The sequence below is a fragment of the Polymorphobacter sp. genome (genome assembly GCF_051860865.1).
In the GTDB taxonomy this organism is placed as follows: Bacteria; Pseudomonadota; Alphaproteobacteria; order Sphingomonadales; family Sphingomonadaceae; genus Sandarakinorhabdus.
On sequence record NZ_JBIMKZ010000018.1, the window covers coordinates 1 to 26,409 of the forward strand.

The 26,409-nt window shown below is 67.2% G+C and carries 28 protein-coding genes and 1 pseudogene; 20 read left to right on the top strand and 9 right to left on the bottom strand.

Annotation, left to right across the window (positions count from 1 at the left end):
• Both ACTIFJ_RS05100 and ACTIFJ_RS05105 read right to left on the bottom strand, forming a co-directional pair.
• Nucleotides 1-1,043 (bottom strand): annotated as a pseudogene (locus ACTIFJ_RS05100) (ABC transporter); the annotation flags it as partial.
• On the bottom strand, nucleotides 1,040-2,629 hold the full coding sequence (locus ACTIFJ_RS05105) for an ATP-binding cassette domain-containing protein (RefSeq protein WP_439533014.1): 1,590 nt from the start codon (nucleotides 2,627-2,629) through the stop codon (nucleotides 1,040-1,042). The pseudogene ACTIFJ_RS05100 and the gene ACTIFJ_RS05105, both read right to left, overlap by 4 nt.
• Nucleotides 2,630-2,743: 114 nt before the next feature.
• Here ACTIFJ_RS05105 and ACTIFJ_RS05110 point away from each other — a divergent pair, with 114 nt between their 5' ends.
• Genes ACTIFJ_RS05110 through cydX form a run of 3 tightly spaced genes read left to right on the top strand, consistent with a single transcriptional unit; the run spans nucleotide 2,744 to nucleotide 5,593 of the window.
• A complete protein-coding gene (locus ACTIFJ_RS05110) occupies nucleotides 2,744-4,318 on the top strand; it encodes a cytochrome ubiquinol oxidase subunit I (protein WP_439533051.1) in 1,575 nt (524 codons plus the stop codon).
• A gap of 5 nt (nucleotides 4,319-4,323) precedes the next feature.
• The gene (cydB, locus tag ACTIFJ_RS05115) at nucleotides 4,324-5,475 is read left to right on the top strand and encodes a cytochrome d ubiquinol oxidase subunit II (RefSeq protein ID WP_439533015.1); all 1,152 of its coding nucleotides are present in this window, start codon (nucleotides 4,324-4,326) and stop codon (nucleotides 5,473-5,475) included.
• A 10-nt stretch (nucleotides 5,476-5,485) separates the two neighbouring features.
• Nucleotides 5,486-5,593, top strand: coding sequence for a cytochrome bd-I oxidase subunit CydX (gene cydX, locus ACTIFJ_RS05120; protein WP_439533016.1), 108 nt, complete (start codon nucleotides 5,486-5,488; stop codon nucleotides 5,591-5,593).
• 136 nt (nucleotides 5,594-5,729) lie between these two features.
• On the opposite strand, the gene ACTIFJ_RS05125 is transcribed toward cydX, so the two are convergent.
• Nucleotides 5,730-6,491 carry a hypothetical protein gene (locus ACTIFJ_RS05125; protein ID WP_439533017.1) on the bottom strand — a complete coding sequence of 254 codons (762 nt, stop codon included), beginning with the start codon at nucleotides 6,489-6,491 and terminating at the stop codon, nucleotides 5,730-5,732.
• Entirely contained in the window at nucleotides 6,488-7,237 is a 750-nt protein-coding gene (locus tag ACTIFJ_RS05130) for an alpha/beta fold hydrolase (protein ID WP_439533018.1), read from the bottom strand. The genes ACTIFJ_RS05125 and ACTIFJ_RS05130 overlap by 4 nt, the downstream gene beginning before the upstream one ends.
• 84 nt (nucleotides 7,238-7,321) lie before the next feature.
• Here ACTIFJ_RS05130 and ACTIFJ_RS05135 point away from each other — a divergent pair, with 84 nt between their 5' ends.
• The 5 genes from ACTIFJ_RS05135 (at nucleotide 7,322) to ACTIFJ_RS05155 (ending at nucleotide 11,780) form a co-directional block, all read left to right on the top strand.
• Nucleotides 7,322-8,140 carry a DUF2189 domain-containing protein gene (locus tag ACTIFJ_RS05135; RefSeq protein ID WP_439533019.1) on the top strand — a complete coding sequence of 273 codons (819 nt, stop codon included), beginning with the start codon at nucleotides 7,322-7,324 and terminating at the stop codon, nucleotides 8,138-8,140.
• Between the two features lie 70 nt (nucleotides 8,141-8,210).
• Nucleotides 8,211-10,223, top strand: coding sequence for a threonine--tRNA ligase (gene thrS / locus ACTIFJ_RS05140; RefSeq protein WP_439533020.1), 2,013 nt, complete (start codon nucleotides 8,211-8,213; stop codon nucleotides 10,221-10,223).
• A 1-nt stretch (nucleotide 10,224) separates the two neighbouring features.
• A complete protein-coding gene (gene copM / locus ACTIFJ_RS05145; protein WP_439533021.1) occupies nucleotides 10,225-10,677 on the top strand; it encodes a CopM family metallochaperone in 453 nt (150 codons plus the stop codon).
• Nucleotides 10,678-10,760: 83 nt separating this feature from the next.
• On the top strand, nucleotides 10,761-11,285 hold the full coding sequence (infC, locus tag ACTIFJ_RS05150; RefSeq protein ID WP_439533022.1) for a translation initiation factor IF-3: 525 nt from the start codon (nucleotides 10,761-10,763) through the stop codon (nucleotides 11,283-11,285).
• Between the two features lie 33 nt (nucleotides 11,286-11,318).
• Nucleotides 11,319-11,780: an AAC(3)-I family aminoglycoside N-acetyltransferase gene (locus ACTIFJ_RS05155; RefSeq protein WP_439533023.1), complete on the top strand. Its 462-nt coding sequence runs from the start codon at nucleotides 11,319-11,321 to the stop codon at nucleotides 11,778-11,780.
• 6 nt (nucleotides 11,781-11,786) lie between these two features.
• Here ACTIFJ_RS05155 and ACTIFJ_RS05160 read toward each other — a convergent pair whose 3' ends face one another.
• Nucleotides 11,787-12,443 (bottom strand): hypothetical protein, encoded by a 657-nt coding sequence (locus tag ACTIFJ_RS05160; RefSeq protein ID WP_439533024.1) that lies wholly within the window; start codon nucleotides 12,441-12,443, stop codon nucleotides 11,787-11,789.
• A 103-nt stretch (nucleotides 12,444-12,546) separates the two neighbouring features.
• Here ACTIFJ_RS05160 and ACTIFJ_RS05165 point away from each other — a divergent pair, with 103 nt between their 5' ends.
• Genes ACTIFJ_RS05165 through ccmE form a run of 3 tightly spaced genes read left to right on the top strand, consistent with a single transcriptional unit; the run spans nucleotide 12,547 to nucleotide 13,843 of the window.
• Nucleotides 12,547-13,275 carry a heme ABC transporter permease gene (locus ACTIFJ_RS05165; RefSeq protein ID WP_439533025.1) on the top strand — a complete coding sequence of 243 codons (729 nt, stop codon included), beginning with the start codon at nucleotides 12,547-12,549 and terminating at the stop codon, nucleotides 13,273-13,275.
• Nucleotides 13,272-13,418, top strand: a complete 147-nt coding sequence (gene ccmD / locus ACTIFJ_RS05170) for a heme exporter protein CcmD (RefSeq protein WP_439533026.1) — start codon at nucleotides 13,272-13,274, stop codon at nucleotides 13,416-13,418. Before ACTIFJ_RS05165 ends, ccmD begins: the two co-directional genes overlap by 4 nt.
• Nucleotides 13,415-13,843: a cytochrome c maturation protein CcmE gene (ccmE, locus tag ACTIFJ_RS05175; RefSeq protein ID WP_439533027.1), complete on the top strand. Its 429-nt coding sequence runs from the start codon at nucleotides 13,415-13,417 to the stop codon at nucleotides 13,841-13,843. Before ccmD ends, ccmE begins: the two co-directional genes overlap by 4 nt.
• Before the next feature lie 83 nt (nucleotides 13,844-13,926).
• Here ccmE and ACTIFJ_RS05180 read toward each other — a convergent pair whose 3' ends face one another.
• Entirely contained in the window at nucleotides 13,927-16,647 is a 2,721-nt protein-coding gene (locus tag ACTIFJ_RS05180) for a TonB-dependent receptor (RefSeq protein WP_439533028.1), read from the bottom strand.
• A gap of 110 nt (nucleotides 16,648-16,757) precedes the next feature.
• Here ACTIFJ_RS05180 and ACTIFJ_RS05185 point away from each other — a divergent pair, with 110 nt between their 5' ends.
• Nucleotides 16,758-17,543, top strand: coding sequence for a precorrin-2 dehydrogenase/sirohydrochlorin ferrochelatase family protein (locus ACTIFJ_RS05185; RefSeq protein WP_439533029.1), 786 nt, complete (start codon nucleotides 16,758-16,760; stop codon nucleotides 17,541-17,543).
• 155 nt (nucleotides 17,544-17,698) lie between these two features.
• Here ACTIFJ_RS05185 and ACTIFJ_RS05190 read toward each other — a convergent pair whose 3' ends face one another.
• A complete protein-coding gene (locus tag ACTIFJ_RS05190; RefSeq protein WP_439533030.1) occupies nucleotides 17,699-18,208 on the bottom strand; it encodes a hypothetical protein in 510 nt (169 codons plus the stop codon).
• A gap of 127 nt (nucleotides 18,209-18,335) precedes the next feature.
• Entirely contained in the window at nucleotides 18,336-18,902 is a 567-nt protein-coding gene (locus tag ACTIFJ_RS05195) for an HNH endonuclease (protein ID WP_439533052.1), read from the bottom strand.
• 143 nt (nucleotides 18,903-19,045) lie between these two features.
• Here ACTIFJ_RS05195 and gluQRS point away from each other — a divergent pair, with 143 nt between their 5' ends.
• The 6 genes from gluQRS to egtD are packed head-to-tail and all read left to right on the top strand — an operon-like array spanning nucleotide 19,046 to nucleotide 23,819.
• Entirely contained in the window at nucleotides 19,046-19,879 is an 834-nt protein-coding gene (gene gluQRS / locus ACTIFJ_RS05200) for a tRNA glutamyl-Q(34) synthetase GluQRS (RefSeq protein WP_439533053.1), read from the top strand.
• Between the two features lie 31 nt (nucleotides 19,880-19,910).
• Nucleotides 19,911-20,747: a PEPxxWA-CTERM sorting domain-containing protein gene (locus tag ACTIFJ_RS05205; protein WP_439533031.1), complete on the top strand. Its 837-nt coding sequence runs from the start codon at nucleotides 19,911-19,913 to the stop codon at nucleotides 20,745-20,747.
• A 58-nt stretch (nucleotides 20,748-20,805) separates the two neighbouring features.
• Nucleotides 20,806-21,006 (top strand): twin transmembrane helix small protein, encoded by a 201-nt coding sequence (locus tag ACTIFJ_RS05210; RefSeq protein WP_439533032.1) that lies wholly within the window; start codon nucleotides 20,806-20,808, stop codon nucleotides 21,004-21,006.
• A gap of 5 nt (nucleotides 21,007-21,011) precedes the next feature.
• Nucleotides 21,012-21,566 (top strand): cob(I)yrinic acid a,c-diamide adenosyltransferase, encoded by a 555-nt coding sequence (locus ACTIFJ_RS05215; protein WP_439533033.1) that lies wholly within the window; start codon nucleotides 21,012-21,014, stop codon nucleotides 21,564-21,566.
• A gap of 25 nt (nucleotides 21,567-21,591) precedes the next feature.
• The gene (egtB, locus tag ACTIFJ_RS05220) at nucleotides 21,592-22,854 is read left to right on the top strand and encodes an ergothioneine biosynthesis protein EgtB (RefSeq protein WP_439533034.1); all 1,263 of its coding nucleotides are present in this window, start codon (nucleotides 21,592-21,594) and stop codon (nucleotides 22,852-22,854) included.
• Nucleotides 22,854-23,819: an L-histidine N(alpha)-methyltransferase gene (egtD, locus tag ACTIFJ_RS05225; RefSeq protein ID WP_439533035.1), complete on the top strand. Its 966-nt coding sequence runs from the start codon at nucleotides 22,854-22,856 to the stop codon at nucleotides 23,817-23,819. The genes egtB and egtD overlap by 1 nt, the downstream gene beginning before the upstream one ends.
• A gap of 111 nt (nucleotides 23,820-23,930) precedes the next feature.
• Here the strand turns inward: egtD and ACTIFJ_RS05230 are convergent, their stop codons facing one another.
• Complete coding sequence (locus ACTIFJ_RS05230) at nucleotides 23,931-24,368, bottom strand: hypothetical protein (protein ID WP_439533036.1); 438 nt, start codon at nucleotides 24,366-24,368, stop codon at nucleotides 23,931-23,933.
• A gap of 333 nt (nucleotides 24,369-24,701) precedes the next feature.
• On the opposite strand from ACTIFJ_RS05230, the gene ACTIFJ_RS05235 reads away from it, so the two are divergent.
• Nucleotides 24,702-25,451, top strand: a complete 750-nt coding sequence (locus tag ACTIFJ_RS05235; RefSeq protein WP_439533037.1) for an electron transfer flavoprotein subunit beta/FixA family protein — start codon at nucleotides 24,702-24,704, stop codon at nucleotides 25,449-25,451.
• Nucleotides 25,448-26,380, top strand: a complete 933-nt coding sequence (locus ACTIFJ_RS05240) for an electron transfer flavoprotein subunit alpha/FixB family protein (protein WP_439533038.1) — start codon at nucleotides 25,448-25,450, stop codon at nucleotides 26,378-26,380. The genes ACTIFJ_RS05235 and ACTIFJ_RS05240 overlap by 4 nt, the downstream gene beginning before the upstream one ends.
• Nucleotides 26,381-26,409: the final 29 nt, after the last annotated feature.

A 26,409-nucleotide genomic window follows, 5' to 3' on the forward strand; every position in this document is an offset into this window, starting at 1 on the left:
GCCATTCCGGACGGACGGACAATGGCCGGCGCGGGCGCTTCCAACCCGGCCAGCGCCGCCAGCCGCGCACTGGCGGCGGCAATTCCCGCCTGCCGTGCCCGCGCTCGGACCCAGCCGCCCAGCGCTTCGGTGGCCGCGGCGGCAGCGAGCGCAGCCAGCGCGGCGCGCGGTGCGGTCGTGCCCCACATCCGGGCCAGCACGAGCATGGCGGCGGCCAGCAGCGGGCCGGCCGCAATCAACAGGCCGGCGACCAATGCCTCACCGCGCGCCATCCGGCGGCGCGCCTGGTCCATGGTCCGCGCCTGTTCGCCGAGCGCGGCGGATACCCGGTCGGCCAGGCCGTAGACGGCGATCTCGGCGCTGGCGGCGAGCTGGTCGGCAACCGCCGCCTTGAGCCGGCTGGCACGTTCGCCGGCCTCGGCGGCAGCGGCATCGACGCGGCGGGCCGACAGCCAGCGCGCCATCGGCAGCAGCGCCGCCAGGCCGAGCGCCAGCACCAGCGCCGCGAACGGCCCGGAAAAGGCCGCGAGGCCGACCGCCATGACGCCGCCGGCGATCGCCGCCGGGCGCGCCGGGGTGCGAATGACCTGGTCCTCGAGGACATCGACGTCGCTGGTCAGCCGCGCCGCGCCCTCGCCCGAGGACAGGCCGCTCACATGGCGCGGATCGAGCCCGGCAAGCCGGCCGAACAGGCTGACACGGACCTCGGCCAGCGCGCCGAGCGCCGCCTCATGCGCCAGCAGCCGTTCCAGATAGCGCCCCCCGGTACGCGAGATGGCGGCCAGCCGGATCGCGGCCGAGGGGATCAGATAGTTGAAACTCTGCAACGCCGCGCCGCCGGCTGCCCCCGCCAGCGCCGCGCCGGCGAGAAACCAGCCGGAAAAGCCGAGCAAGGCCACGCCTGAGAGCGCCGCCAGCACCGCCGACAGCGAGGCCCGACGCAGGCCGCGCTTGCGCCGCGCCTGGGCGGCGGCCAGCATTGCCGCGACGTCGGGTGCCATCGGCACCGGCGCGGCCGGCAGTGGCAGGCCGGCGACGGTCATGCCATCACCAATCGGTGCGTGGCCATCGTCGCCAGCTGCTCATCATGCGTAGCGACCAGCACGGCGCGGGTCTTGGCCAACTCGACGATGGTGGCGATGATCGCCATGGCCGTTTCCCGGTCCAGGTCGGCGGTCGGCTCGTCGAGCAGCATCAGCGGCCGGCCCGAGGCCAGCGCCCGGGCCAGTCCGAGGCGACGGCGCTCGCCGCCCGACAGGCCAGAACCCTCGGCATCAAGGCGACCGTGAAGCCCCCGCTTCGTCAGTAGGCCGGTCAGACCAACGGCATGGGCGGCGGCCTCGAGTTCAGCCAGCGGCGCGTCCGGCCGGCCCAGCGCGATATTCTCGGCCAGCGTGCCGGCGAGCACCAATGGCCGTTGCCCCGCCCAGGCCGCAGGCGCCGGCGCCCCGGCATCCCAGCGCAGCGCGCCGGCCGACAGCGGCCGCAGCCCGGCGACGGCGGCGAGCAGGCTCGACTTGCCACAGCCGCTGGGACCGATCACCGCCACCAGCCCGGTAGTCGGCACGTGCAGGGAAAAAGGCCCGAGCACCGCGCCGTTGGGCCAGGCGATCTCCGCCGACTCGATATCGAGGCCGCTAAAGCCGGCGGGTGGTGGCAGGGCCGGGAGCGGCGGCAGCTCCTCGGACAACGCCAGATGCGCGGCCTCGCCGGTCTGCCGGTCATGGTAGGCGGCCGCCAGCCGGCGCATCGGCATGTAAAAGTCCGGCGCCAGCGCCAGCGCAAAGAAGGCGGCGAACAGGGTCAGCGTCTCCGGCACGTCGATCGGCAAGGTGCCCAGCAGGTTGAAGCCGCAATAGACGGCGACCAGCGCCAGCGACAGGCTGGCGAAAAACTCCAGCACGCCGCCGGAGATGAAGGCGATACGGAACAGCGCCAGCGTGCGCTGCGACACCTCGTCGCTGGCGACCGCAAGCTGGCGGGCGACACGGCCCTCGGCACCGAAGCTGCGGATCTCCGGCAGCGCCCGCAGCCGATCGAGGAACAGCCCGTTCAGCTGGCCGATGGCGCCGAGCTGCCGGTCGGCCGCCGCACCGGCCGCCGTGCCGGCGAGAATCATGCCGAAGACGAACGGCACCAGCGTCGCCAGCATGATCGCCGCCGCGATCGGACTGGCCAGCGCCACCACTCCGGCGACGATCAGCGGCGCGATCACCGCGGCCTGGCGCAGGGGCTGGTACCGTGCGGTAAACCCTTCCGTCGCCTCGATAGTATCGACGGCACGGGCGGTGTCCTCGCCTGCCATGCGGCCGCGCATAAAGGCCGTGGCAAACAGTCGCGGCAGCAGCAGCGCGCGAAGCCGGGCCTTCATCCGGTGCGCCGCCGCCATGCCGACATCGGCCGCCATCGCCTGCGCAAACGCCCGCAGCAGGCCGGCCCCGGCCATCGCCGCAACCCCGAGCAGGATCGTCCGCGCCGGCCCGGACCAGCCCGCGACCGCACTGGCCAGCCCGACAGCGAACAGCGCAGCGCCGGCGATGTCGGCCATCCACCAGCCGAGCGCGGCCCGCGAGGCGGCGGTCGACAGGCCCATCGGGCCGGCGTTGCGACGGGTGCGACGACGGCTCACGCGCGGTACCGCTTGGCGGTGGGCTGCGTTGGGTCTATGGCCGGCGCAGTTGCAACAGGTGCCGGGGCGGCATCGTGCCAGGGCCGCCAGACACCCTTATTTGGGTGCGTGATGATTGATTTTGCCGTTGTCGACATGAGCCGTCTGCAGTTCGCGCTGACGGCGATGTACCATTTCCTGTTCGTGCCGCTGACGCTCGGCCTGTCGTTCATGCTGGTCATCATGGAGAGCATCTATGTGATGACCAACAAGGCCGTGTGGCGCGACGCGACGCGCTTCTGGGGGAAGCTGTTCGGCATCAACTTCGTGCTCGGCGTCGCCACCGGGCTGACGATGGAATTCCAGTTCGGCACCAACTGGTCCTATTATTCACACGTCGTCGGTGATGTCTTCGGTGCGCCACTGGCGATCGAAGGACTGATGGCGTTCTTCCTGGAAGCCACATTCGTCGGGCTGATGTTCTTCGGCTGGGACAAGCTGTCCAAGCTGGCGCATCTCGGCGTGACCTTCATGGTGGCTATCGGCTCCAACCTGTCTGCCCTGTGGATCCTGATCGCCAACGGCTGGATGCAGAACCCGGTGGGCAGTCGTTTCAACCCCGAAACGATGCGCATGGAAATCACCTCCATCATGGAAGTGATCATGAACCCGGTTGCCCAGGCGAAATTCGTTCATACCGTTTCTGCCGGCTATGTCACGGGGGCGGTGTTCGTTCTCGGCGTTTCGGCCTGGTTCATCCTCAAGGGCCGGCACCTGGAAGTCGCGCGGCGCAGCTTCGCGGTGGCAGCCTCGTTCGGGCTGGCGGCCTCGCTGTCGGTCGTCGTGCTCGGCGACGAGTCGGGCTATGCACTGACCGACAACCAGAAAATGAAGCTCGCCAGCCTCGAGGCACTGTGGGAGACACACGACGCCCCGGCCGGGCTGACGCTGTTCGGCCTGCCCAGCGTCGCCGATCATCGCACCAACTACGAGGTGCAGGTGCCCTGGGTCCTCGGCATCATCGCCACCCGCAGCTTCGACGGCAAGGTGCTGGGGATCAACGATCTCGTCGACACGGCACGGGTCCGCGTCCAGCGCGGCATCCTCGCCTATGATGCCGTGGAGACGCTGAAGACCGACCCTGCCAATATCGCGGCGCGCGAGCAGTTCGCGCTGCACAGTGCCGACCTCGGCTATGCGCTGCTGCTCAAGCGTTTCGTCTCTGATCCGCGCGCCGCCACCGCCAACCAGATCGATCTCGCCGCACACAGCACCATCCCCAATGTGCCGGTGATGTTCTGGCTGTTCCGCGGCATGGCCGGGCTGGGCTTCCTGTTCATAGGCTTCTTCGGCTATGCCTTTTGGCGAGCCTCGCGCAGCGACTTTTCGCCGGGGCCGTTCCTGAAGATGGCGGTGCTGATCATCCCGCTGCCCTGGCTGGCCTCCGAGTTCGGCTGGATGTTGGCCGAAATCGGCCGCCAGCCCTGGGTGGTGGAAGGCCAGCTGCCGACCTTCCTCGCCGCCTCCAGTCTCACCATCGGCCAGATCTGGACCACGATCATCGGCTTCACGCTGATTTATGGCACGCTGGCGGTGATCATGGTGCGGCTGATGCTGTCGACCATCCGCCACGGGCCTGACCGCTCGGCGCCGCTGCCAGCGCCGCCGAATGCGGCACCGGCCGGCATCATCCCCCTGCCGGCGGAGTAAGCGCCATGCTGCCGATGATCTTCGACTATGAGACGATGCGCCTGATCTGGTGGCTGCTGATCGGCGTGCTGCTGATCGGCTTTGCGCTCACCGACGGCTTCGACCTGGGCGTGGGCACGGTGCTGCCGTTCATCGCCCGCACCGACGAGGAGCGGCGGCTGGTCATCAACTCGATCGGCGCCACCTGGGAGGGCAACCAAGTGTGGTTCATCCTCGGCGGTGGCGCCATCTTCGCCGCCTGGCCCTATGTCTACGCGATCAGCTTCTCGGGCTTCTACCTGGCCATGTTCCTCGTGCTGGCGGCGCTGATCCTGCGGCCGGTGGCGTTCAAATATCGCTCGAAGCGGCCTGATCCGAAATGGCGGAGCCGCTGGGACTGGGCGCTGTTCGTCGGCGGCTTCGTGCCGGCGCTGGTGTTCGGCGTGGCGCTCGGCAACGTGCTGACCGGGGTGCCGTTTGCGCTGGACTCGGACCTGCGCAGCACCTGGTCGGGCTCGCTGCTCGACCTGTTCAGCCCATTCGCGCTCATCGCCGGGCTGCTGTCGGTATCGATGCTCGTCCTCCACGGTGCCGGCTGGCTGTCATTGAAGATCGAGCATGGCCCGGTGCTCGACCGCGCCAAGCGCTGGGGCACGGGCGCCGCCATCGCCTCGATCCTGCTGTTCGCGCTGGCCGGCGCCTTTGTCGCCTGGGGTGACTTCGGCTTCCGGCTGACCGGCACGGTTGTGACCGACGGGCCGTCGAACCCGCTGCTGACCCGCGCCGAAGCGGCGAGCGGCGCCTGGCTCGACAATTACAGCATGCACCCCTGGATGCTGATCGCGCCGCTGCTGGGCTTCCTCGGGCCGTTGATCGCGCTGTTCGGCATCCGCCGGCGCGCCGACGTGCCGGTGTTCGTTGGCTCGTCGCTGGCGGTGATCGGCACGATCAGCACGGTCGGCCTGTCGATGTTCCCGTTCATCCTGCCCTCCAGCATGATGCCGGCCGCCAGCCTGACCGTGTGGAACGCATCGTCCAGCCACCTGACCCTGTGGATCATGCTGATCGTCGTGGCGATCTTCCTGCCGCTGGTGCTGCTATACACCGCCTGGGTGTTCCGCGTGCTGTTCGGCCGGGTGACCACCGCCGAGGTGCGCAGCTCCAGTGACTTTTATTGAGGACCGCGACATGTGGTATTTCACCTGGATCCTCGGCCTCGGCCTTGCAGTCGTCTTCGGCATCGTCAACGGGCTGTGGCACGAATATCATTCGGATGATGAGGGCGAGGGGTTGTAGGGGAAGGGCCTCCGGCGGCCGGGGCCTCAGGCTCCGGACCCCATGAAGGGGTTCGCCCCTTAGCGACGCCGATTTTCGTGCAGGATTGGCCCATTAGTGGGGTCCGGGGCCTGAGGCCCCGGCCGCCAGAGGCCCCTTACTTCGGCAAACGCGCCGGATTAGCCGCCAGCGCCGCCTTGGCGCCCTGCCCGGCAACCCCGTCGGGATCGATCGAAATGGCCGCGGTCCAGGCGGCGCGGGCGAGATCGAGCTTGCCCGAGGCGGCGGCGATGTTGCCGGCCTCGTAACGAACTTCGGCGCTTTCGGTGTCCCGCTTGGCGGCTTCGAGGATGGCGGCCTCGGCGGCGGCGAGGTTGTTCATCCGGCGGGCGAGTGTAGCCTTGAGCAGCCAGCCATCGGGCACGGCGGGATCGAGCGCCAGCGCCTTGTCGATGGCGGCCATGGCGGCGGGCTGGCGCTTGAGGTCGACGAGCGCCTCGGCAGCGAGGAGCTGGAGGCCGGCGGCCTGCGCCGGCGTCGGTGCGAGCGCCAGCGCGGCGTCGACGAAGCCGGGTACCGGGGCGGGCTGGCTGGCGAGCAGCGCGGCATTGGCGGCGGCGATCCACAGTGCCAGCGCCTGGGCCTTGGTGTCGGGGGCCTGCTCGGCCAGCTTGGCGGCGCCCTCGAAGCTGGCGATGGCGGCGGGATAGTCCCGCGCCTCGAACTGGGCGAGCGCCAGGCAGTGGCGGGCGAGGATGCCGCCGCCCTCGATACGCCAGGCCTGGGCAGTCGCGATGGCGCGGCCGGGGTTGGCCTGCGCCAGAGTGGAGCAAGCGGCGAAACGGCTGGCATCCACGGTCAGCGGTGCGGCGAGCGCGGGGGCGGCGACCAGCGCCAGCAGGGACAGCAAACGCATCATCGGATCAGGCTCTCGATTTGGGCCAGCAGGAGCGCGAGGTCGGCGTCCCGGGAGAGGCGATGATCGCCATTTTTGATGAGTGTGACCTGAACGTCGGGGCTGGTAAGGCGCGCGGCGATGTCGAGGCTGACCTGGAAGGGGACGACATCATCGGCCTGGCCGTGGATCAGGCGGACCGGGGCGGTCAGCGCGATGGGGCTGGCGAGCATCCGGCTGGTGACGGCATCGTCTAGGAATGCCTTGGAATAGAGATATTCGCCCTCGGCGTAGCCGCTGGGGCGGGAGAACCAGCCCTGCGTGGCGAGATCGGCGGCCTCGGCGTCGGAGATCGACAGGCCCCAGTCCGGGAAATCGGGGGCAGCGGCGATGCCGACAAGGCCGGCGAGGCGGGATTGCAGGGCGAGGCCGAGACGCAGGGCGACCCAACCGCCCATCGACGAGCCGATGGGGAGCACCGGCTGGCCGGGCGCAACATGATCGATGACCGCCAGTGCATCGCGCGTCCAGCGGCTGATCGTGCCGGCGAGGAACGCGCCGCCGCTGGCGCCGCAGCCGGAATAGTCGAGCAGCAGGCAGGCCTGGCCGCGGGCGACGGCCCAGTCAAACAGCGTCGTCGCCTTGGTACCGGTCATGTCCGACATATAGCCGGGCAGGAACACCAGCAGCGGGCCGTCGCCCGGTGTGTGGCGAAAGGCAAGTCGGGCGCCGTCGATGTCGAGGAAACAGGTATCCGGGCTGTTGGTCATTGGCGCTCCCTAGCAGGTGCGCGGCGGTGGTGCAGCCGGTGGTTGGCTATTTGCCGCCGGAAAGTGTATGAAAGTTAGACCAACGTGCAGCCTCCGGAGACCGAGATGGACAGCACCGGCACCGCCTCTACCGCCATGGCATCGATGGATGCCGTTCCCGAAACACGGCCGTTGACGACGGCGGACTTGCGATGGGCGCTGGCCAGCGGCTGGGCCGACTTCAAGGAGCGACGCGGCGACCTGCTGATGCTGCCGTTCGTCTATGTGATGGTCGGCATCGTGGCTTCGGCGCTGGCTTTTCATGCGGCGCTGTTTCCGGTGATCTTCCCGCTGGCGGCCGGCTTCGCGCTGGTCGGGCCGATCGCGGCGGCCGGCTTTTACGAGCTGGCGCGCCGCCGCGAGGCCGGCCTCGAGTCGGGCTGGTCGCATTTCCTCGATCCGCTCAAGGGCCGGCCGCGCGGGGCGCTGCTGGTGCTGAGCGGCGTGCTGGTGCTGCTGTTCGTCGGCTGGATGGCCGCTGCCCAGGCCATCTATGCAAGCACGCTCGGCACGTTGGGGCCGGCGACGCCCGAGGCGTTCCTCGGCGCGCTGTTCAGCACGCCGCAGGGGCTGGCGATGATCGTCATCGGCAATGCCGTGGGGGCGGGCTTTGCGGTGGTGACGCTGGCGATCGCCGCCTTCAGCTTCCCGATGGTCGTTGACCGTCCGGCCGATCCCTTTGTCGCCATGGCGACATCGGTGGCGGCGTTCCGCCGCAACCCGGTGGTGATGCTCGGCTGGGGGCTGCGCGTCGCGCTGATCCTGCTGGCGGCGGCGCTGCCGTTGTTCGTCGGGCTGATGGTGGCGCTGCCGGTACTCGGCTATGCGACATGGCACCTCTACACACGGGCCATAGCACGCTGAACAGTTGACGCCGGCCGCGCCCATGCCGCAGGGGTCAGCGGCCACTTCCGGCGCGCTGCAGGCAGAAGACATGTCCGATACGATCACGTTGACGCTTCCCGATGGATCCACGCGACAGGTTGCGCGCGGCACCACCGGCGCCGACGTGGCGGCGAGCATTGGCCCCGGCCTGGCCAAGGCGGCGATCGGCGCGCGAGTCGATGGCGAGCTCGTAGACCTGATGCGGCCGATCGAGGCCGATGCGACGCTGGCGCTGGTGACGGTGCGCGACGAGGCGGACGCGCTCGAACTGGCGCGGCATGATTATGCCCATATCCTCGCCGAGGCGGTGCAGCAGCTTTATCCGGGGACGCAGATCACCTTCGGCCCGTCGACCGACGACGGCTTTTATTATGACTTTGCCCCCGCGCCCGGCCGCGGGCCGTTCACCGAGGAGGACCTGCCGGCGATCGAGGCGGCGATGCGCGCGATCATCAGCGCCGACAAGCCGCTGCGCCGCGAGGTCTGGAGCCGTGAACAGCTGATCAGCCGCTGGACCCAGCAGGGCGAGAGTTTCAAGGCCGAATGGGCGGCCGAGCTGCCTGGCGACGAGCCCCTGACCATTTACTGGTCCGGCGAGGACTGGCTCGACATGTGCCGCGGGCCGCACCTGCCCTCCACCGGCAAGCTCGATCCCCAGGCCTTCAAGCTGACCCGTGTGTCCGGCGCCTATTGGCGCGGCGACCAGTCCAAAGCGATGCTCAGCCGCATCTACGGCACCGGCTGGCTCAACAAGAAGCAGCTCGATGCGCACCTGACCCGGCTCGAAGAGGCCGCCAAGCGCGACCACCGCAAGATAGGCCGCGAGATGGACCTGTTCCACCTCCAGGAAGAGGCGCATGGCTCGGTGTTCTGGCATCCGCGCGGCTTCACCATCTATCGCGCTCTGGAAGCGTATATGCGCCGCCGGCTCGACGCCGCCGGCTACCGCGAGGTGAAGACCCCGCAGATCATGGACTCGCGGCAATGGGAGCAGTCCGGCCATTGGGGCAAGTATCGCGAGAACATGTTCGTCATCCCCGACGAGGTGCCGAACGTATCGGACGAGGGGCCGGTGATCAGCGAAAAGGCGTCCTGGATGGCGCTGAAACCGATGAACTGCCCGGCGCATGTGCTGATCTTCCGTCAGGGCATCAAAAGCTACCGCGACCTGCCGCTGCGCATGGCGGAGATGGGCTGCTGCCACCGTAACGAACCGCATGGCGCGCTGCACGGGCTGATGCGCGTCCGCCAGTTCACCCAGGACGACGCGCACATCTTCTGCCGCGAGGACCAGATCGTCAGCGAGATCGCCGATTTCTGCGACCTGCTCGATGTCGTCTACAAGGACCTCGGCTTCGATCAGTATGCGATCAAGCTGGCGCTGCGCCCCGAGAAGCGCTTCGGCACCGATGCAATGTGGGACTGGTCCGAACAGTCGATGCGCGACGCCGTGGCCGCGACCGGGCGCAACACCCCCGAATGGGGCTGGGAAGAGCTGCCCGGCGAAGGCGCCTTCTATGCGCCGAAGCTGGAGTTCCACCTGACCGACGCCATCGGCCGCACCTGGCAGGTCGGCACCATCCAGACCGATACCGTCCTGCCCGAGCGGCTGGATGCCGCCTATGTCGGCGAGGACGGTGCCCGGCACCGGCCGGTGATGCTGCACCGGGCGATCCTCGGCAGCTATGAGCGGTTCATCGGCATCCTGATCGAGCATTATGCCGGGCGCTTCCCGACCTGGCTGGCGCCGGTGCAGGCCGTGGTGGCGACGATCGTCTCGGATGCCGACGGTTATGCGGCCGACGTGGCAGCGGCGCTGCAAAAAGCGGGCATCCGCACCGAGACCGACCTCAGGAACGAGAAGATCAACCTCAAGGTGCGCGAGCACAGCCTCGCCAAGGCGGCGTGGATGCTCGTCGTCGGCCGGCGCGAGGCCGAGGAAGGCACGGTCGCGCTGCGCAACCTCGCCGGCGGCGACCAGAAGGTGATGTCGCTTGCCGAGGCGATCGCCTTCCTGCGCGGCGAAGCGACGCCGCCCGACCTGAAGATTGAAGGAGAATAAGATGCGTTTCGCAGCCATCGCCGCTTTCGCCCTGCTCGCCGCCTGCGCGCCGGAGCCGAGCACCCCGGCCGCCGAGACGACGCCGGAGGCTGCGGCCGAGACCCCGGTGATGAACGCCGCCCAGACCGCCTATGCGGTGGCCAATGCCCGGATGCATGCTGCGATGGGCGACACCATTCCGGCTGACGCTGACGAGGCCTTTCTGGCCGGCATGATCCCGCATCACCAGGGCGCGATCGACATGGCCAATGTCGTGCTGGAGCATGGCAAGGACCCGAAGGTGCGAGCGCTGGCCGAAGCAATCATCGCGGCGCAAAAGGCCGAGATCGCCGAGATGCAGAGCTGGCTGGCGGAGCGCGGCACGCCGGTGGCGGCAGCCGGCGGGGCGGCGGAAGGCGCGACGGCTGAGCCTATGGACCATGATGCCATGGACCATGCCGCCATGGGGCATTGACCTCTTCCGCCTGACGCGGCTCTGGGTTACATAGACCGCTTTAGATCAGCAGGAGAATTTCCATACCAGCTCCCCCTCGCCGCATGATGAACACGCCCGCGCCGATGAACGGCCCGCGTTATGATGAGTTCATCACTGTCCCCAAGGTCCGCGTCATCGATCAGGACGGGGAAAATATCGGCGTCCTTTACACCAAGGAAGCCATTGCCACCGCACACGAAGTGGGGCTGAATCTCGTCGAAGTATCGCCCGGTGCCGATCCGCCGGTGTGCAAGATTCTCGATGTCGGCAAGTTCAAGTACGAGGCGCAGAAGAAGGCCGCTGCCGCCCGCAAGAACCAGAAGACGCAGGAGATCAAGGAGATCAAGATGCGTCCGAACATCGACGACCATGATTATGATACCAAGATGAAGGCCGTCCAGCGCTTCATCGAGGAGGGCGACAAGGTCAAGCTGACGCTCCGCTTCCGCGGCCGCGAGCTTTCCCATGGCGAACTTGGCCTGCGGCTGCTCGAACGCGTCCGCGACGATGCGGCCGAATATGCCAAGGTCGAGCAGACGCCGAAGATGGAAGGCCGGCAGATGCTGATGGTGATCGCCCCGCGCTAGGCCGATGGCGGGTCGCCTCATCATGTTCGGTGAATGACCATGACCTGGCCGATCAGGCGTCTCGACGCGGCCGACATTGAAGCGGCCCGTCAGCTTAACGGCTTGTTCGGCCAGGCCTTTGACGATCCCACCACCTATGGCGGCGCGCCACCCGGCGCGGACTGGTTGGCGACACTGCTAGGGCGCGACACTGTCGTCGTGCTGGTCGCCACCGACGCCGGTGCGGTGATCGGGGGCCTTGTCGCCTATCGTCTCGACAAGCTCGAACAGCGGCGCAGCGAATTGTACATCTATGACCTGGCGGTGGCGGAGCCGTATCGCCGCCGCGGCATCGCCACGGCATTGATCGCGGCGCTCAGGCAGATCGCCCGCCGCTGCGGCGCCTGGGTCATCTATGTCCAGGCCGATTACGTCGATCCGCCGGCGATCGCGCTGTACGAAAAGCTGGGAACGCGTGAAGCGGTACTGCACTTCGACATTGCACCGGCCGATTAACCGCCGCTAGTCGTCGGCGGAGCGACCGGCGACGACGCCCATCCCCATGCCACCGCCACCGCCGCCACCCGCTCCGCCGCGCCCACCCGCTCGGCCGCCTGCGCCTGGACGGTTGCCGCCGCCACCGGGCCGGGTCGGGCCTTGGGACGGGACGGTGACGCCCGGAGGTACCGGCGTCAGGTCCAGGGCCTGGCGGATGAAATCCCTCAGCGACACGACAAGCGCGGCCGTCGGCACCGGGCGGCCGGCGACGAGCTCTTCCGCTGCCTTCGCCGCGAGCGCGACCTGCGCCTCGGTGCCGAGCAGGATGATGTCCGACAGGGCGGCCTCGACCGCGTCGCGAATCCGCCGCGCCCGGTCCGAGCCTTCCGCTGCGTCGTCGGAAAGGTCGAGCGGCGCGTCGGCCTCGGCCTGTCGCTGCCGAAGCTGGCGCCGGTGCGTCGGGTCGACGGTGAGAGTGCCGGTGAACGAGCCGCCGAGCACCTTGTAGGCCGCCATCAGCAATTTCAGCCGCTCGTTGATCTGGCGGTTCTGGCGCTCGCGGCGCTGCTGGATGGTCATCATCGCCACCAGCCTGATGCCGACGCCGATCAGCGCGAACAGCGCCAGGCCGATCAGGGTCGTCACCACGCTGCCGAAGCTGCTGAAATCGAATGTACGCAACGGCTTTTCTCCACCACCGGCGCCCATCCTCCCACATATTCTCCCATACAGGGAGGCATCTTGTCTCTTCCCGGTTCGGCGTGGCTCGCCTATATCTTGGAACGTGCACCGCTATGCCAACCCGACGCGATTCCTGAGGATCGCCCGCATCGCCACTCCGTTGACGCTGGTGCCCGGGCTCATCCTCACCATTATCGCCCTGTATATCGGCCTTTTCGCCTCGCCGCCGGACTATCAGCAGGGCGAGAGCGTGCGGATCATGTATGTCCATGTTCCCGCTGCCTGGCTCGGCTCGGGCGGCTATCTGGGGCTTGCCATTGCCTCTGCCACCGCGCTGATCTGGCGGCATCCGCTGGCCACCGTGGCGGCGCGCGCGATCGCACCGGCCGGGGCGGCCTTCTCGGCCATCTGCCTGATGTCCGGCTCGCTCTGGGGCAAGCCGACCTGGGGCACTTATTGGGTGTGGGACGCGCGGCTGACCTCGATGCTGGTGCTGCTGTTCCTCTATCTCGGCTATCTGGCGCTTGCTGCATCGGAGACCGAGCGCGGCGGGGAGCGGCGCGGGGCGTCCATCCTGGCGCTGGTCGGCGCCATCAACCTGCCGATCATCAAGTACAGCGTCGAATGGTGGAACACGCTCCACCAGGGGTCGAGCATCAACGTGCTGCAGGGCAAGTCGGCGATGGCGCCGGAGATCCTGACCCCGCTGCTGCTCTCGGTCGGCGGCTTTACGCTGCTGTTCGCCGCGATCGTGCTGATGCGGATGCGCGCGCTGCTTGCCGAACAGCGGGTCGAGGCGCGCTCGCGCCGGCTTGCCGAGGCAGTTGCATGATCACCAGACCCGATCTCTGGGCCAGCTATATCTGGCCATCCTATATCCTCACCATCGGCGGGCTGATTGCGCTGCTGGTCTGGAGCTATACGGCGATGCGCCGTGCCGAACGCCGCGCCGAAGCGCTGAAGAGGAAGCCATGAAACTCAAGGCCAAGCATCAGCGGCTCAGCCTCGTCATTGGCGCGCTCATCGCGCTGGGCGGGGCCGGCGTGCTCGCCTTTTCGACGCTGGGCGACAAGGCGACCTATTTTTACTCGCCCTCCGACCTGGCCGAAACGCTGCCGACCGACCATATCCGGCTGGGTGGCATGGTCGAGGATGGCTCGCTGGTTCGCGCGGGGGAGACCGTTCACTTCCGTGTCACCGACATGAGGGCGCAGCGCACCGTCAGCTATACCGGCATCCTGCCGGACCTATTCCGCGAAGGCCAGGGCGTGATCGCCGAAGGGCGCTTCGACCCGGTGTCAGGCGAATTTCAAGCCACCACCATCCTCGCCAAGCATGACGAGAACTACATGCCGCCCGAGGTTGCCGGGGCGATGAAGAAGACCGCGAGCCTGCAGTAGGGGCCTCCGGCTCCGAAACGTCGACAGTCAGCGAAAGCGCCCTCAAAGGGTCTGGGGGCAAGCCCCCAGCCGCCGGAGGCCTACTAGAACGACGTCCGCACTGTCACCCCATAGGTCCGCGGTTCGCCCGGAAACATGAGAAACACCTGGTTGGCCACGGCTTGCAGGCCCTGCGCCACGCCGCCCAGCGTGCCGCCGCCCTGCAGCGGGGCGTCGGCGGCGAGCTGCTGGTAATGGGTATCGAACAGGTTGTTGGCCCAGACTTCCAGCCCCCAGCGGCGCCCCGGGCCGTAGAGACCGATGCGGGCGTTGGCGAGGGTGAAGGCAGGCTGGAGCTTCTCGCGGTCGAGATCCGAGCCGGTGTTGATCGACGCGCTGGTGCGCAGGTCGAGGTAGAACAGCGTCGACAGTTCGGTGCCGGCGACGGGGGGCGTCCAGGCGAGGCTGGCGGTCGCCACATAGGCCGGGGCGTTGGAGAGCCGCGCGCCGGGCAGCTGGAACAGCGTCGGCGGCAGCGAAGCGCCGTCGCGCCCGGTCAGCTGGTCGGCGAAGCGGGTGTCGGCATAGGTCAGGCCGCCGCTGACCGTCAGGTCACGCGCCGGAGAGAGCACGGCTTCCAGCTCGAAGCCCTTGGAGATGACGCCGTAGCCGCGCTGGCCGGCCGGGCAGGCGGAGTTGCCGGCGACGAGATCGCGGTCGCGGCCGCCGAGATCGTTCTTGCAGCCGCCGATGTTGGCCACCTCGAAGACGACGCCGTTGAAGGTGTTGAGCTGGAAGTTGCGGAAGCCCTGGTAGAAGAGCGCGGCGTTGAGCTTGAGCGCCGCGAGGTCGAGCTTGGCGCCGAGTTCGAAGGCGTTGACGTCTTCGGGCTCGTAGCTCAGCTGCGCGGCATTGGGGCTTGCCGCCAACAGGCCGGAGGTATCGAGGTTGAACCCGCCCGCCTTGTAGCCGCGCGAATAGCTGGCGTAGGTCAGGAGTTCCGGTACCGGTCGGAAGGACAGCACGGCGGTGCCGGTCAGCCGGTTCTCGCGGCGCCGGGCGCCCGGCGAGTCGGCAGAGAAGCCGGTGCCGGCCGAGGCGTTGAGGGCGCAGGGAATGCCGGCGAGCGAGGCCAGCGAACTGCCGCGCAGCGCTGCGCAGAAGCCGTTGGTCATGTCAAACACGCCCTCGACGCTCTTGCGCTCGTTGGTGTAGCGCGCGCCCAGCGTCAGCTCGAGCCGGTCGGGCACCAGGCTGATGACATTGTGGGTAAACAGCGCAAAGTTGCGACTGGTCTGACGGAAGGTCTCGCGACCCTTGCCGGTGCCGGCGAGCAGGTTGCCGGTCGGTGTGAAGCCGATGGCGGCGGCGGCATTGTAGAGCCCGCCGCGCGGATCATAGCCCAGCGCCCCGGCGAAGCTGCCCAGGCCGGACAGGCCGCGAATGGTGTCCGCCGTGGCGCCCGGTGCCAACCCGGCCAGCACCTGCGCCGTCACCGTGCGGTTGAAGCAGCTGCTGTCGCTGGTGTCGATCATGTCGAGCCGGCCCTGGCCGCGTGCCTGGCCCTCGGCGAGCACGCAGGCGCCGACCCGCTCGATATCCTCGCCGAAGCGGAAATCATCCTCGGTGCGCAGCCGCTCATCGGCGAAATAGCCGCCGACGAGGAAATCCAGCCGGTCGCCGAACGCCTTGCCCTGCAGGCGCAGCTCCTGGGTGAACAGGCCGAAATGACGCTGCTGGTCACGGCGCTTGAGGATATCCAGCGCGGCAAAGTCGCCGTCCTGGTTGGCGAGGTTGCGCCACTGTCGATAGGCGGTGATCGAGGTCAGGCTGACGCCCGGGAAGTCCCAGGTCAGTTCGCCGGACACGCCCCAGTCCCGGCTGCGCTGGCCGAAGCCTTCGCGCGGCGTCAGCGCCGCGAAGCGAGAGAAATCCTTGCCGTCATTGGCCTGGGTGTAGATGCCGCCGATCTGGCGCAGCGTCGCGACCAGGCTGTTCGGCATGTCGATGACGTTGCCGGCGCCGTCCCGCTGCCGCTGCGTGACGGGCGTCAGGATCGAGGCGGCGCAGCATTCCTCGTTGCGGCTGGCATAGTCGCCGATCAGCCGGACCGTGACGTCCTCGCGCGGCTTCAGCAGCAGCTGGCCGCGCACCAGCCAGCGGTCCCGATCATACAGGTCGCGGCCCGACACCTGGTCGACCAGATAGCCGTCCCGCTTGTGCCAGACGCCGTCCAGCCGGAAGGCGACCGTCTCGGCAATGGGCCCCGTCAGCGAGCCGACCAGCCGCAGCTGGTCGTAACTGCCATAGGTCACCTCGGCCATTGCGCCCGGCTCGAACTGCGGCAGCGCCGTGACGATGTTGATCAGCCCGGCGGTCGCATTGCGGCCGAACAGCGTGCCCTGCGGCCCGCGCAGCACCTCGATCCGGTCCAGCTCGCCCAGCTCGGTCATCGCCACGCCAGTGCGTGGCCGGTAGACGCCGTCCACAAACACCGCCACCGAGCTTTCCAGCCCGGCATTCTCGCCGACCGTACCGACACCGCGGATGCGCGCGCCGGTGTTCGATTCGTTGGTCCCCACCGAGACGAAAAGCGACGGCGCCAGCTGGTTCAGGCCGCGGATATCGAAGGCGCCGGTGGTGCGCATCTGGTCGGCCGACACCGCCGTCACCGCGATCGGCACATCGGACAGCAACTGGGCGCGTCGGGTGGCGGTGACGATGATCTCGCTGGTCTCGAGACGCTCGGCCTCGGCAGCGGTCTGGGCGGCCGCCACGGCCGGCAGCAGCAGCAACGCCGCCGAAATCAGTACGTTGGTCTTCATGGCTGCTCCCCGTGTCTTTCGGCGACCCGATAGAGTTGTCGGTTGGCCAGCGCAAGCGACGGCCCCTATCACTGCTGGCCGCCCTCTATGTCGGCGGCCGGATTTGGGCCATGGAGATGGTCATGGACAGCCTGCCGATCTTCCTCACCCTCACCAACCGCACCGTGGTCATCATCGGCAACGGCGAGGCTGCCGATGCCAAGGCCCGGCTCGCCACCGCTGCCGGTGCCACCATCGTCGGCGAGGACGCCGCCGCCGGTGCCGCGCTAGCCTTTGTGGCGCTCGATGATGACGGCGAGGCCGCCGGCGCCGCCGCCCGACTCCGCGCCCATGGCCTGCTCGTCAACGTCGTCGACAAGCCGGCGATGAGCGACTTCCTGATGGGCGCGATCATCGACCGCTCGCCGGTCCTCGTCGCTGTCTCCACCGGCGGCGCCTCTGCCAGCCTCGCCCGCGCCCTGCGCGCCCGCCTCGAAGCCCTGCTGCCCGACCGGCTCGGCCGCCTCGCCCGCGCCATCTATGCCGCCCGATCCCTCGCCGCCACCGCCCACCCCACGCCGGGCGACCGCCGCCGCCTCTGGGACCGCCTGCTCGCGCCGGGCGCGGCGCTTGACCCCCTCGCTCCGCCGCAAGACCCCGAGATCGCCGTGCCCGACGCCGTCTCCGGTCTCCACGTGCCCGCCGTCACGCGCCAGATCGACATTCGCGTTACCTCGCCCGACCCCGGCGACCTTACCGCCAACGCCCTCATCGCGCTGGGTCAATGCGACACCCTCATCACCCTCGGTCCCGTCCCCCCCGCCATCGTCGACCGAGCGCGGCGCGACGCGGCCCGCCTCGATACGCTGCCGGAGGTGTGGCAGGACGGGATTACTGTGGTGCTGCGGGCGGATTGAGGAAGTGGCCACCGGCGGCTGGGGGCTCGCCCCCAGACCCCATGAACGAGATTGCGCTCCGTCTTCCAATCTTATTGCGGTCGCCGCCGCGGGCGGGCCGTGTCATTATGAGACTAGAGGGACTATATTATTCAACAGACGATACATTTGGGCAACTAGCGCACATTACGTTGCGGCGAAGTGAGACCCCCTGCTGACACCTCTACTCTCGTACTGAAATCTTCCCCGTCGAAGTAAATTGCTTCGCCCTCACCGCTGGTAATATTGAATATTGTGACACCCGATGCTCTGGCAGCACTACCGTGCAGCGGGGAGGCCATTGAGATACCGACCATTTTCGCATCGTTCAGAGTCATCTGGGACAAGACGTAGGTGTCGACCTTAGCCCGGGACTCGATAACCGCAACAACATAGGCAGTTCCGATTTTCTCATTGAGCAAAATGCGGGCTTCATCCTCTAGGCCGTCGCCATCAAAATCAGCTGTAACAGCGAGATAGCCGCTTTTATCTGACTGCCGTGCGTTTGCCTGCGGCGTGGCTGCAAAGTCAGCCAGCTTCGCCTCTCGATAGCCCATTGAGAAAAACGCAATGGGCGGTAACGGCCCCGCGCTAGCAATCGCGCCAATCAGTGCACAACCAATCAAAATGAGTGCGCGACAAATCATGGCGATTGCTTCGCACAGCGGGGCGCAGATTCAAGGAATTGCTACACGAGAGGCTGCCGCAGGCATAAATGGCACAATCAAAAAAGGGGTCTGGGCGCGAGCCCCCAGCCGCCGGAGGCCCCGCTTCCTACGCCAGCAGTTCGCTGTCCCAATAAAGATAGTCGCGCCAGGTCTCGTGCAGATAGTGCGGGGGGAAGGCGCGGCCATTGTCCTGCAGCAAGTGGGTGCTCGGCTGGTCGGGACGCGAGCGGAGCTGCATATGCGCTTCGGCGGGGGTGCGGCCGCCTTTCTTGAGGTTGCAAGGCGCGCAAGCCGTTGTCACATTCTGCCAAGTGGTGCGGCCGCCATAGGCGCGAGGCACGACATGGTCGAAGGTCAGGTCATGGGGCGAGCCGCAATATTGGCAGGCGAACTTGTCGCGCAGGAACAGGTTGAAGCGCGTGAACGCCGGGTGGCTGGCGGGGCGGACATATTGCTTGAGCGCAATCACCGACGGCAGCTTCATCTCGAAGCGTGGGCTGCGGATGATGCGGTCATATTCGGCAATTATGTCGACGCGGTCGAGGAAGGCGGCCTTGATCGCCGTCTGCCAGGACCACAGCGACAGCGGATAGTAGGAGAGCGGCGTGTAATCGGCGTTGAGCACCAGCGCGGGGCAGGCGTCGGGCGGCGAGAGTACATCGGGGTGATACATGGTCGCGCCGTCTCCCATTGCGGGAAACCGCTACCCCAGACCACAGGCCCTGTCGCACTCAAGGCCGCTGTATCGGGCGGCCGTTTCCGTGGTTGCCCGCTCCATACTACAGTTCGTGTGTCAGGCAAATGACAACACAGGATATGGGCCACATTGTCACGCGTTTTGCGCCGTCACCAACCGGGCGGCTGCATCTTGGCCATGCCGCCTCGGCGCGGCTGGGCTGGCAGCTTGCCCGCGCCGGCGGCGGTCGCTGGCTGGTACGGATCGAGGACATTGATGCAGCCCGCTGCCGCGACGACCACGAAGCCGCTATTCTGGAAGATCTGGCCTGGCTGGGGATGACCCCGGATGGGGAAGTGCTTCGGCAGAGCGAGCGCCGTGCGGCCTATAGTCAGGCGCTCGATCGGCTTCGTGCGCTGGGCGTGGTTTATCCTTGCCAGTGCTCGCGCGCCGATATCGCCGCCGCCGCCCATGCGCCGCATGGCCCCGACGGGCCGCTCTATCCGGGCACCTGCCGCACGCGGCCAGCATCGCCTGACAACGCCGCATGGCGGCTGGATACCGCGCGTGCGGCGCGGTTGACCGGGCCGCTGGTCTTCGAGGATGCTGAACTGGGCCGGGTCGATGTGGCGCCATCGCTGCTCGGCGACATTGTGGTGGCGCGGCGCAATGCCGGGGTTGCCTATCATCTGGCGGTCGTCGTCGACGATGCACATCAGGGCGTGACCGACGTAGTGCGGGGGGAGGATCTGCGCGCCTCGACCCATCCACAGCGGCTTTTGCAGGCCCTGCTCGGTCTGCCGGTGCCGCGCTATCGGCATCATGCCCTTATGCGGGGGCCCGACGGCCAGCGGCTGTCGAAGCGCGACGGCGCTGCTACGCTTGCCTCGATGCGGGACCAGGGCGTGACGACAAAACAAATATTAACGAGTATAGATGCTGTTATATTTACAGACACCATTTCCGTCAGATAAGTCTGGCCCCGAAGTTTCGGGGGAGACAGGGATGCGCGCAGTTTTCACGACGATCGGCTTGGCGACATTGGCGTGGGCAACGCCAGCGGCCGCTGTCCGTTTCGATGTCGCGGTGGTCGGCACACTCGTTCAACTTCCCGGCGCGCCGACGACGCCGCTGCCGTTCGGGACGGGAAGCGGCTTTGTCGCGAGCTGGACAATCGACATGAGCGCCGATCCCTTCGGCACCGCGCTGGTGACGCCGGGTGCCGGCGTTGGCGCCGGTCGGCGCTATGACGGCGTAGTCAGCAACGGCACGATCGGCATACAGATCGGCGACAGCGGCGCATTCCTGGCGCAGCTGCCTTCCAGCACCGGCTCGCTGTTCGTCTATGACAACGTCCAGGCCGGGCCGGCGCTGACCGCGGCGCGGCTGGACCAGATCACCTATAATGACAGTGCCAGCTATGGCGCTGCCGGCGTTCAGACCGTGTACAGTCATTTCGACACGCTGCCAGCCGATCTGTTTCTCTCCAGCATCGCCTTCGGACGCACCGCGACGATCCCGGTGACCGCCCAGAACCCCCACCCGGCAGCGCCCACGCTGATCACCTCGGTATCCGAGGCTGACCCCTTCCTGCTCTGGCAACCGACGACGCCGCCAACGCCCTATGTCGTGTCGCTGGTTTTCCGGCAGGGCAGCGCAACCACGCCGCAGGCGGCCAATGCGCTGCCGACCTATCGGTTCTCGGTCAGCAACCCGCTGGTCTTCCTGACCGAGGTCAGTGAAGTTCCGGAGCCGGGGAGCTGGGCGATGCTGATCGCCGGCTTCGGGCTGATCGGCGCGGCGGCGCGGCGGCAACGGTCACGCATGGCTGCGGCAACTTGACGGCGCCAACCTCGGGTTAGGCATGGCGGCCGGCGCCTGCTGAGGCTATGAAGGGTCCATGCAGGCAGCTTTGGTCATTCTCATGGTGCTGGCGGCGGTGGCGACACTGGCTGTCCTGGCACGCGGTATCGTCATCATGGCGCGCGGCAAGGATATCGGCGGCAAGAAATCCAACAAGATGATGAGCTACCGGGTCGCCTTCCAGGCATTGGCGATTCTGTTCATCGTGCTGCTGTTCCTGGTCAACCGCCAGGGCTGAGCGCGATGGTCAAGCTGAACCGCATCTACACCCGCACCGGCGACGATGGCAGCACCGGCCTTGTCGATGGCTCGCGCCGATCCAAGGCCGATCCGCGCCTTCATGCGGTGGGCACCGTCGACGAGACCAATGCCGCGATCGGCCTCGCCCGGTTGAGCGCCCCGCCCGAGATCGGGCAGGCTCTGGCGCGCATCCAGAACGACCTGTTCGACCTCGGCGCCGATCTCGCCACGCCGGGCGCGATCGAGGGCGCGCTGCGCATCGTGCCGGCGCAGGTGTCGCGGCTGGAGGCCGAGATCGACGAGGCCACGGCGGCAATGGCGCCGCTGACCAGCTTCATCCTGCCCGCTGGCACGCCTTGCGCGACGGCGCTGCATCTCGCGCGCACCATCTGTCGCCGTGCCGAGCGCGATGCGGTGGCGGCGGTCGAAACCGGCGACGCCCTGTCGACGCCGGCCCTTCAGTACATCAATCGTCTGTCAGACCTGCTTTTCGTGCTGGCACGGCGTGCCAATGCCGCGGACGGCGACATCTTGTGGGAACCCGGCGCCAATCGGTAGGTTCTACGTCGAGACAGGAGAACCCATGGCCAGCAACGCCCCCCGTACCGCCGATCCGGCCATCGGCGAGAGCAAAGATGCGTTGCTGCGTCTGTTTCATGATGTGCGGGGGCTGAGCGTGGCACTGGTCGCGCCACTCAGCGACGCCGATGCCAGCGCCCAGTCTATGCCCGATGCCTCGCCGGCGAAATGGCATCTGGCGCATACGACTTGGTTTCTCGAGGCCTTTGTCCTCGAGGGCATCGGCCACTACCAGCCGTTCGATGCCCGCTACGCTTTTCTGTTCAACAGCTATTATGAGGCCAAGGGTGCCCGGCTGGCACGCGATGCGCGGGGGCTGTTGACCCGCCCGGCGCTAGGCGCGATCCTCGAATGGCGCGCCCATGTCGATGCGGCGGTGGCACGGCTGATCGACGATCTGCCGGCGGATCGGCGCGTGCTGGTCGAACTTGGCTGCCATCACGAGATGCAGCACCAGGAGTTGCTGATCACCGATATGCTCGACCTGCTGGGGCGCAATCCGCTCGAACCGGCGCTGTATCCGGTGCGGACTGGTAGCCGGCCCCGGTCGACGCCGGGCTGGACGGCGCATGCCGGCGGCATCGTTCGCATTGGCCATGACGGTGATGGCTTTGCCTTCGATTGTGAAGGACCGGCGCACGACGTGCTGCTGCGCCCTTTCAACCTATCGGACACGCTGGTCAGCAATGCCGACTGGGCCGATTTCATCGCCGACAACGGCTACGCCAAGGCCGGGCTGTGGCTGTCGGACGGCTGGGCGTGGCGGCAGCGCGAGGGCATCGAGGCGCCTGCGCATTGGCAGCCAGAAGACGGCTGGTGGTCGAGCTTTGGCCTCTCTGGCCGCCAGCCGCTCGATCCCCAGGCGCCGGTAACACATATCAGCTATTATGAGGCGGACGCCTATGCCAGCTGGGCCGGCGCGCGGCTGCCAACCGAGGCCGAGTGGGAGGCCGCCGCCGCCGGCCATGACGCCAGCGCGGGCAACCAGCTCGATCGCGCCGGCCCGGTGGCGCCGCTGGGTAGTGCTTCGTTGTTCGGCGACTGCTGGCAATGGACGGCGAGCGCTTACCTTCCTTACCCTGGCTTCCGCATCGCCGAAGGCGCAGTCGGTGAATTTAATTTCAAGTTCATGAGCGGCCAGATGGTGCTGAGGGGCGCCAGCTGCGCTACCCCGCGCGGCAGCGCTCGCGCCACCACCCGCAATTTTTTCTATCCGCACCAGCGCTGGCAATTCACCGGCCTGAGGCTGGCAAGGGACGACGCCTGATGTCACAACCATTGCTGGTGCAAGACCAGGACGACGCCTTCGCCGAGGCGGTCCGGGAGGGGCTCAACTTGCCGCAGAAGGTCATTCCTGCGCGGTTTTTTTACGATCAGGCGGGCTCGGAGCTGTTCGAGGCGATCACCGAACTGCCTGAATATTACCCGACCCGGGCGGAAATCGAGATCCTTAATGCCCGCGCCGGCACGATTGCCGATCATGTTGGCGAGGGCCGGTCGGTGATAGAGTTTGGCTCCGGCTCATCCTTGAAGACACCGCTGCTGCTGCGCGCGATCGCGCCGGCCTCCTATGTGCCGGTCGATATATCGGCTGAGTTCCTGCAATCGAGCGCGTCGGCGCTGTCCCGCCAATTTCCTGATTTGCCCGTGCTGCCGGTGGCGGCGGACTTCACCCGCCCCTTCCGTATCCCCGCGAGCCTCGCCGGCCAGCCTCGCCTGGGGTTCTTTCCCGGATCGACGCTCGGCAATCTGGCACCGATGGGGGCGATCGACCTCTTGCGCAGCTTTGCCACGACGCTTGGCAAACAAAGCTGGCTGCTAATCGGGCTCGACCTTGCCAAGGATCGGGAAACGCTGGAAGCCGCCTACGATGATGCCCAAGGCGTGACGGCCGCTTTCAACCTCAATCTGCTCCACCGGATCAACCGCGAGCTGGGCGGCACTGTCAGGATCGAGGACTTCCGGCATCGTGCGATCTGGAACGAGGCGCTTGGGCGCATCGAGATGCACCTTGTCGCCGTCCGTGACACGCACTTCGAAGCCGGCGGGCGCGGCTTTCGGTTCGCCGCCGGCGAACATATTCATACTGAAAACAGCTATAAATGGACCCGGGCGGAAGCCCGACTTATGGCCCGCGCCAGTGGCTGGATGCCAGTTACGGACTGGACCGACAGCGCCGGCCGCTTCGCGCTGCACCTATGGTCTTGCGAGCCGGACAGCCCCCAGCCCTGATATTGACGCTTCAGCGGCTGGGGAGGCCCGGGAAGCAGCCGGTGACGAATGCCGTGAGCGGACGCCTGGTCCGGGAGGGCAAGCTCCCCAGCTGGCGAAGGCTCCGCTGACTCAGCTCGCCGAGGGTGCGCCCATCGTCTCGAGTTCGGTGCGCAGCTCGCGCCCATCCCGTTCGGCGACGGCCATCAAATGCTCGCGGATTTCGGGCGCGCGCGATGCGATCTCATCGTTGATCGCCTTGGTGCCGTTGCGGCAATGGCCGGGCCGGCTGCCCGAAATGGTCTTGCCCGGCGCGAGGGTGCGCATTGCGACACCTTCCTCGCCCTTCAGATGCCGCTCGACGATGATATCGGCCGTCCATACACAACGGCGGCTGCCTTGGCGGGTGCCGGGCGAAAGCCCGATATTGCGGGTGGTGATCTGCGGCTTCGCTTCATAAATGGCTGTGGCCGTGGTCGAACCATGGGTCACCGGGACCTGATGGGAAACGGTTGCGGGGGCGCTGGCGCCAAGGGCGGCGGCAGCGAGCGTGGTCAGGATAACAGACATTGAACTCTCCTCATCGTGCAATCGTGCATCGATCGGAAAACCGCCTGCGAGCGAGGCAAGGCCTCAGCCGGCATCGGAGTCATCCGATACGGTCCGACATCACGATCCCTTGCAGGAGGATCGCCAGAGGGGCCCGGTCCGCTTGTCTAAAATAGAGGCAAATGCCGCATTTTCAACCACAGTGTGGCGCTTTTTTGAGCGAAATCCCGTTTTTGAGGCCCATTTAGCGGCGAAATCGGCATTTTGCCACGCGTGCGACACCCCCAAGGTTGACTGGCGAGCACGGTTGCCGCAAGCGCAGGGCGGAAAATTCAGCCGGTGGAGTTATCGGGCATGAAGGTTATTGTCCCCGTCAAGCGGGTCGTGGATTACAACGTAAAGGTTCGGGTCAAAGCGGATGGCAGCGGGATAGACCTCGCCAATGTCAAGATGAGCATGAACCCGTTCGACGAAATCGCTGTCGAAGCAGCCAGTCGCTTGAAGGAAAAGGGCGTCGCCACCGAGATCATCGTTGTGTCGATCGGCGTCCAGCAGGCGACCGAGACGCTGCGCACCGCGCTGGCGATGGGCGCGGACCGCGGCATTCTTGTCACCACCGACCAGCCGACGGAATCATTGGGCGTCGCCAAGATCCTCGCCAAGATCGCCGAGGAAGAGGCGCCGGGCCTGATCATCCTCGGCAAGCAGGCGATCGATGACGATGCCAACCAGACCGGCCAGATGCTCGCCGGCCTGCTCGGCTGGCCGCAAGGCACCTTTGCCAGCAAGGTCGATCCGCAGGGCGAGAGCGTGCACGTCACCCGCGAGGTCGACGGCGGGTTGGAGACCGTGGCGCTGACGCTGCCGGCGGTCGTCACCACCGACCTGCGACTGAACGAGCCGCGCTATGCGTCGCTGCCCAACATCATGAAGGCGAAGTCCAAGCCGATCGCGCAGAAGACCGCCGACGATTACGGCGTCGACCTCTCCCCGCGTCTCGCCATCCTCAAGGTCGTCGAGCCGTCGAAGCGCCAGGCCGGGATCAAGGTCAAGACAGTCGATGAGCTGGTAGACAAACTCAAGACTCTGGGAGTGGTCGCATGAGCGTTCTGGTTCTGGCCGAACATGACAACAGCGCGTTGAAGGATCCGACGCTCGCCGCCGTGACCGCCGCCACAGAACTTGGCGGGGAGGTTCATATCCTCGTTGCCGGCCAGGGCAGCGCCGCCGTCGCCGAAGCCGCCGCCAGGGTCGCCGGCGTTACCAAGGTGCTGCATGCCGATAACGCCGCCTATGCGAATGCGCTGGCGGAAAATCTCGCGCCGCTGATCGTCGGGCTGATGGACGGCTACGACGCCTTTGTCGCCCCCGCCACCACGCGCGGCAAGAACATTGCGCCCCGCGTCGCCGCCCATCTCGACGTAGCGCAGATCTCGGAGATCCTGTCGGTTGAATCGGCCGACACGTTCACCCGGCCGATCTATGCCGGCAACGCCATCGCCACCGTGCAGAGCAAGGACGCCAAGAAGGTGATCACCGTGCGCGGCACCGCCTTCGCCAAGGCCGCCACCAGCGGCGGCAGCGCCAGCATCGAGGCGGTTGCCGCCGGCGCCACCTCGGACAAGGCGCGCTTCGAAGGCGCGGAGCTGACCTCTTCGGCCCGCCCCGAGCTGACCGCCGCCAAGATCATTGTCTCCGGCGGCCGCGCGCTCGGGAGCTCGGACAAGTTCCATGAAGTCATCGATCCTCTCGCCGACAAACTCGGCGCCGCCGTTGGCGCCAGCCGCGCCGCTGTCGATGCCGGCTATGCGCCGAACGATTACCAGGTCGGCCAGACCGGCAAGATCGTCGCGCCGGAGCTTTATGTCGCCGTCGGCATTTCGGGCGCCATCCAGCATCTGGCCGGCATGAAGGACTCGAAGGTCATAGTCGCCATCAACAAGGACGAGGAAGCGCCGATTTTCCAGGTCGCCGATGTCGGCCTGGTCGGCGATCTCTTCACCCTGGTACCGGAACTCACCTCGAAGCTCTGACTCGGCAGAACGCGCGCAAGCCGCACCTC

Bases quoted from the DNA above. Each gene is read 5' to 3' on its own strand.
- cydB (WP_439533015.1), top strand. From the start codon at position 4,324: ATGCTGCCGATGATCTTCGACTATGAGACGATGCGCCTGATCTGGTGG.
- cydX (WP_439533016.1), top strand. From the start codon at position 5,486: ATGTGGTATTTCACCTGGATCCTCGGCCTCGGCCTTGCAGTCGTCTTC.
- ACTIFJ_RS05125 (WP_439533017.1), bottom strand. From the start codon at position 6,491: ATGATGCGTTTGCTGTCCCTGCTGGCGCTGGTCGCCGCCCCCGCGCTC.
- ACTIFJ_RS05130 (WP_439533018.1), bottom strand. From the start codon at position 7,237: ATGACCAACAGCCCGGATACCTGTTTCCTCGACATCGACGGCGCCCGA.
- thrS (WP_439533020.1), top strand. From the start codon at position 8,211: ATGTCCGATACGATCACGTTGACGCTTCCCGATGGATCCACGCGACAG.
- copM (WP_439533021.1), top strand. From the start codon at position 10,225: ATGCGTTTCGCAGCCATCGCCGCTTTCGCCCTGCTCGCCGCCTGCGCG.
- infC (WP_439533022.1), top strand. From the start codon at position 10,761: ATGATGAACACGCCCGCGCCGATGAACGGCCCGCGTTATGATGAGTTC.
- ACTIFJ_RS05155 (WP_439533023.1), top strand. From the start codon at position 11,319: ATGACCATGACCTGGCCGATCAGGCGTCTCGACGCGGCCGACATTGAA.
- ccmD (WP_439533026.1), top strand. From the start codon at position 13,272: ATGATCACCAGACCCGATCTCTGGGCCAGCTATATCTGGCCATCCTAT.
- ccmE (WP_439533027.1), top strand. From the start codon at position 13,415: ATGAAACTCAAGGCCAAGCATCAGCGGCTCAGCCTCGTCATTGGCGCG.
- ACTIFJ_RS05180 (WP_439533028.1), bottom strand. From the start codon at position 16,647: ATGAAGACCAACGTACTGATTTCGGCGGCGTTGCTGCTGCTGCCGGCC.
- ACTIFJ_RS05185 (WP_439533029.1), top strand. From the start codon at position 16,758: ATGGAGATGGTCATGGACAGCCTGCCGATCTTCCTCACCCTCACCAAC.
- ACTIFJ_RS05190 (WP_439533030.1), bottom strand. From the start codon at position 18,208: ATGATTTGTCGCGCACTCATTTTGATTGGTTGTGCACTGATTGGCGCG.
- ACTIFJ_RS05195 (WP_439533052.1), bottom strand. From the start codon at position 18,902: ATGTATCACCCCGATGTACTCTCGCCGCCCGACGCCTGCCCCGCGCTG.
- gluQRS (WP_439533053.1), top strand. From the start codon at position 19,046: ATGGGCCACATTGTCACGCGTTTTGCGCCGTCACCAACCGGGCGGCTG.
- ACTIFJ_RS05205 (WP_439533031.1), top strand. From the start codon at position 19,911: ATGCGCGCAGTTTTCACGACGATCGGCTTGGCGACATTGGCGTGGGCA.
- ACTIFJ_RS05210 (WP_439533032.1), top strand. From the start codon at position 20,806: ATGCAGGCAGCTTTGGTCATTCTCATGGTGCTGGCGGCGGTGGCGACA.
- ACTIFJ_RS05215 (WP_439533033.1), top strand. From the start codon at position 21,012: ATGGTCAAGCTGAACCGCATCTACACCCGCACCGGCGACGATGGCAGC.
- egtB (WP_439533034.1), top strand. From the start codon at position 21,592: ATGGCCAGCAACGCCCCCCGTACCGCCGATCCGGCCATCGGCGAGAGC.
- egtD (WP_439533035.1), top strand. From the start codon at position 22,854: ATGTCACAACCATTGCTGGTGCAAGACCAGGACGACGCCTTCGCCGAG.
- ACTIFJ_RS05230 (WP_439533036.1), bottom strand. From the start codon at position 24,368: ATGTCTGTTATCCTGACCACGCTCGCTGCCGCCGCCCTTGGCGCCAGC.
- ACTIFJ_RS05235 (WP_439533037.1), top strand. From the start codon at position 24,702: ATGAAGGTTATTGTCCCCGTCAAGCGGGTCGTGGATTACAACGTAAAG.
- ACTIFJ_RS05240 (WP_439533038.1), top strand. From the start codon at position 25,448: ATGAGCGTTCTGGTTCTGGCCGAACATGACAACAGCGCGTTGAAGGAT.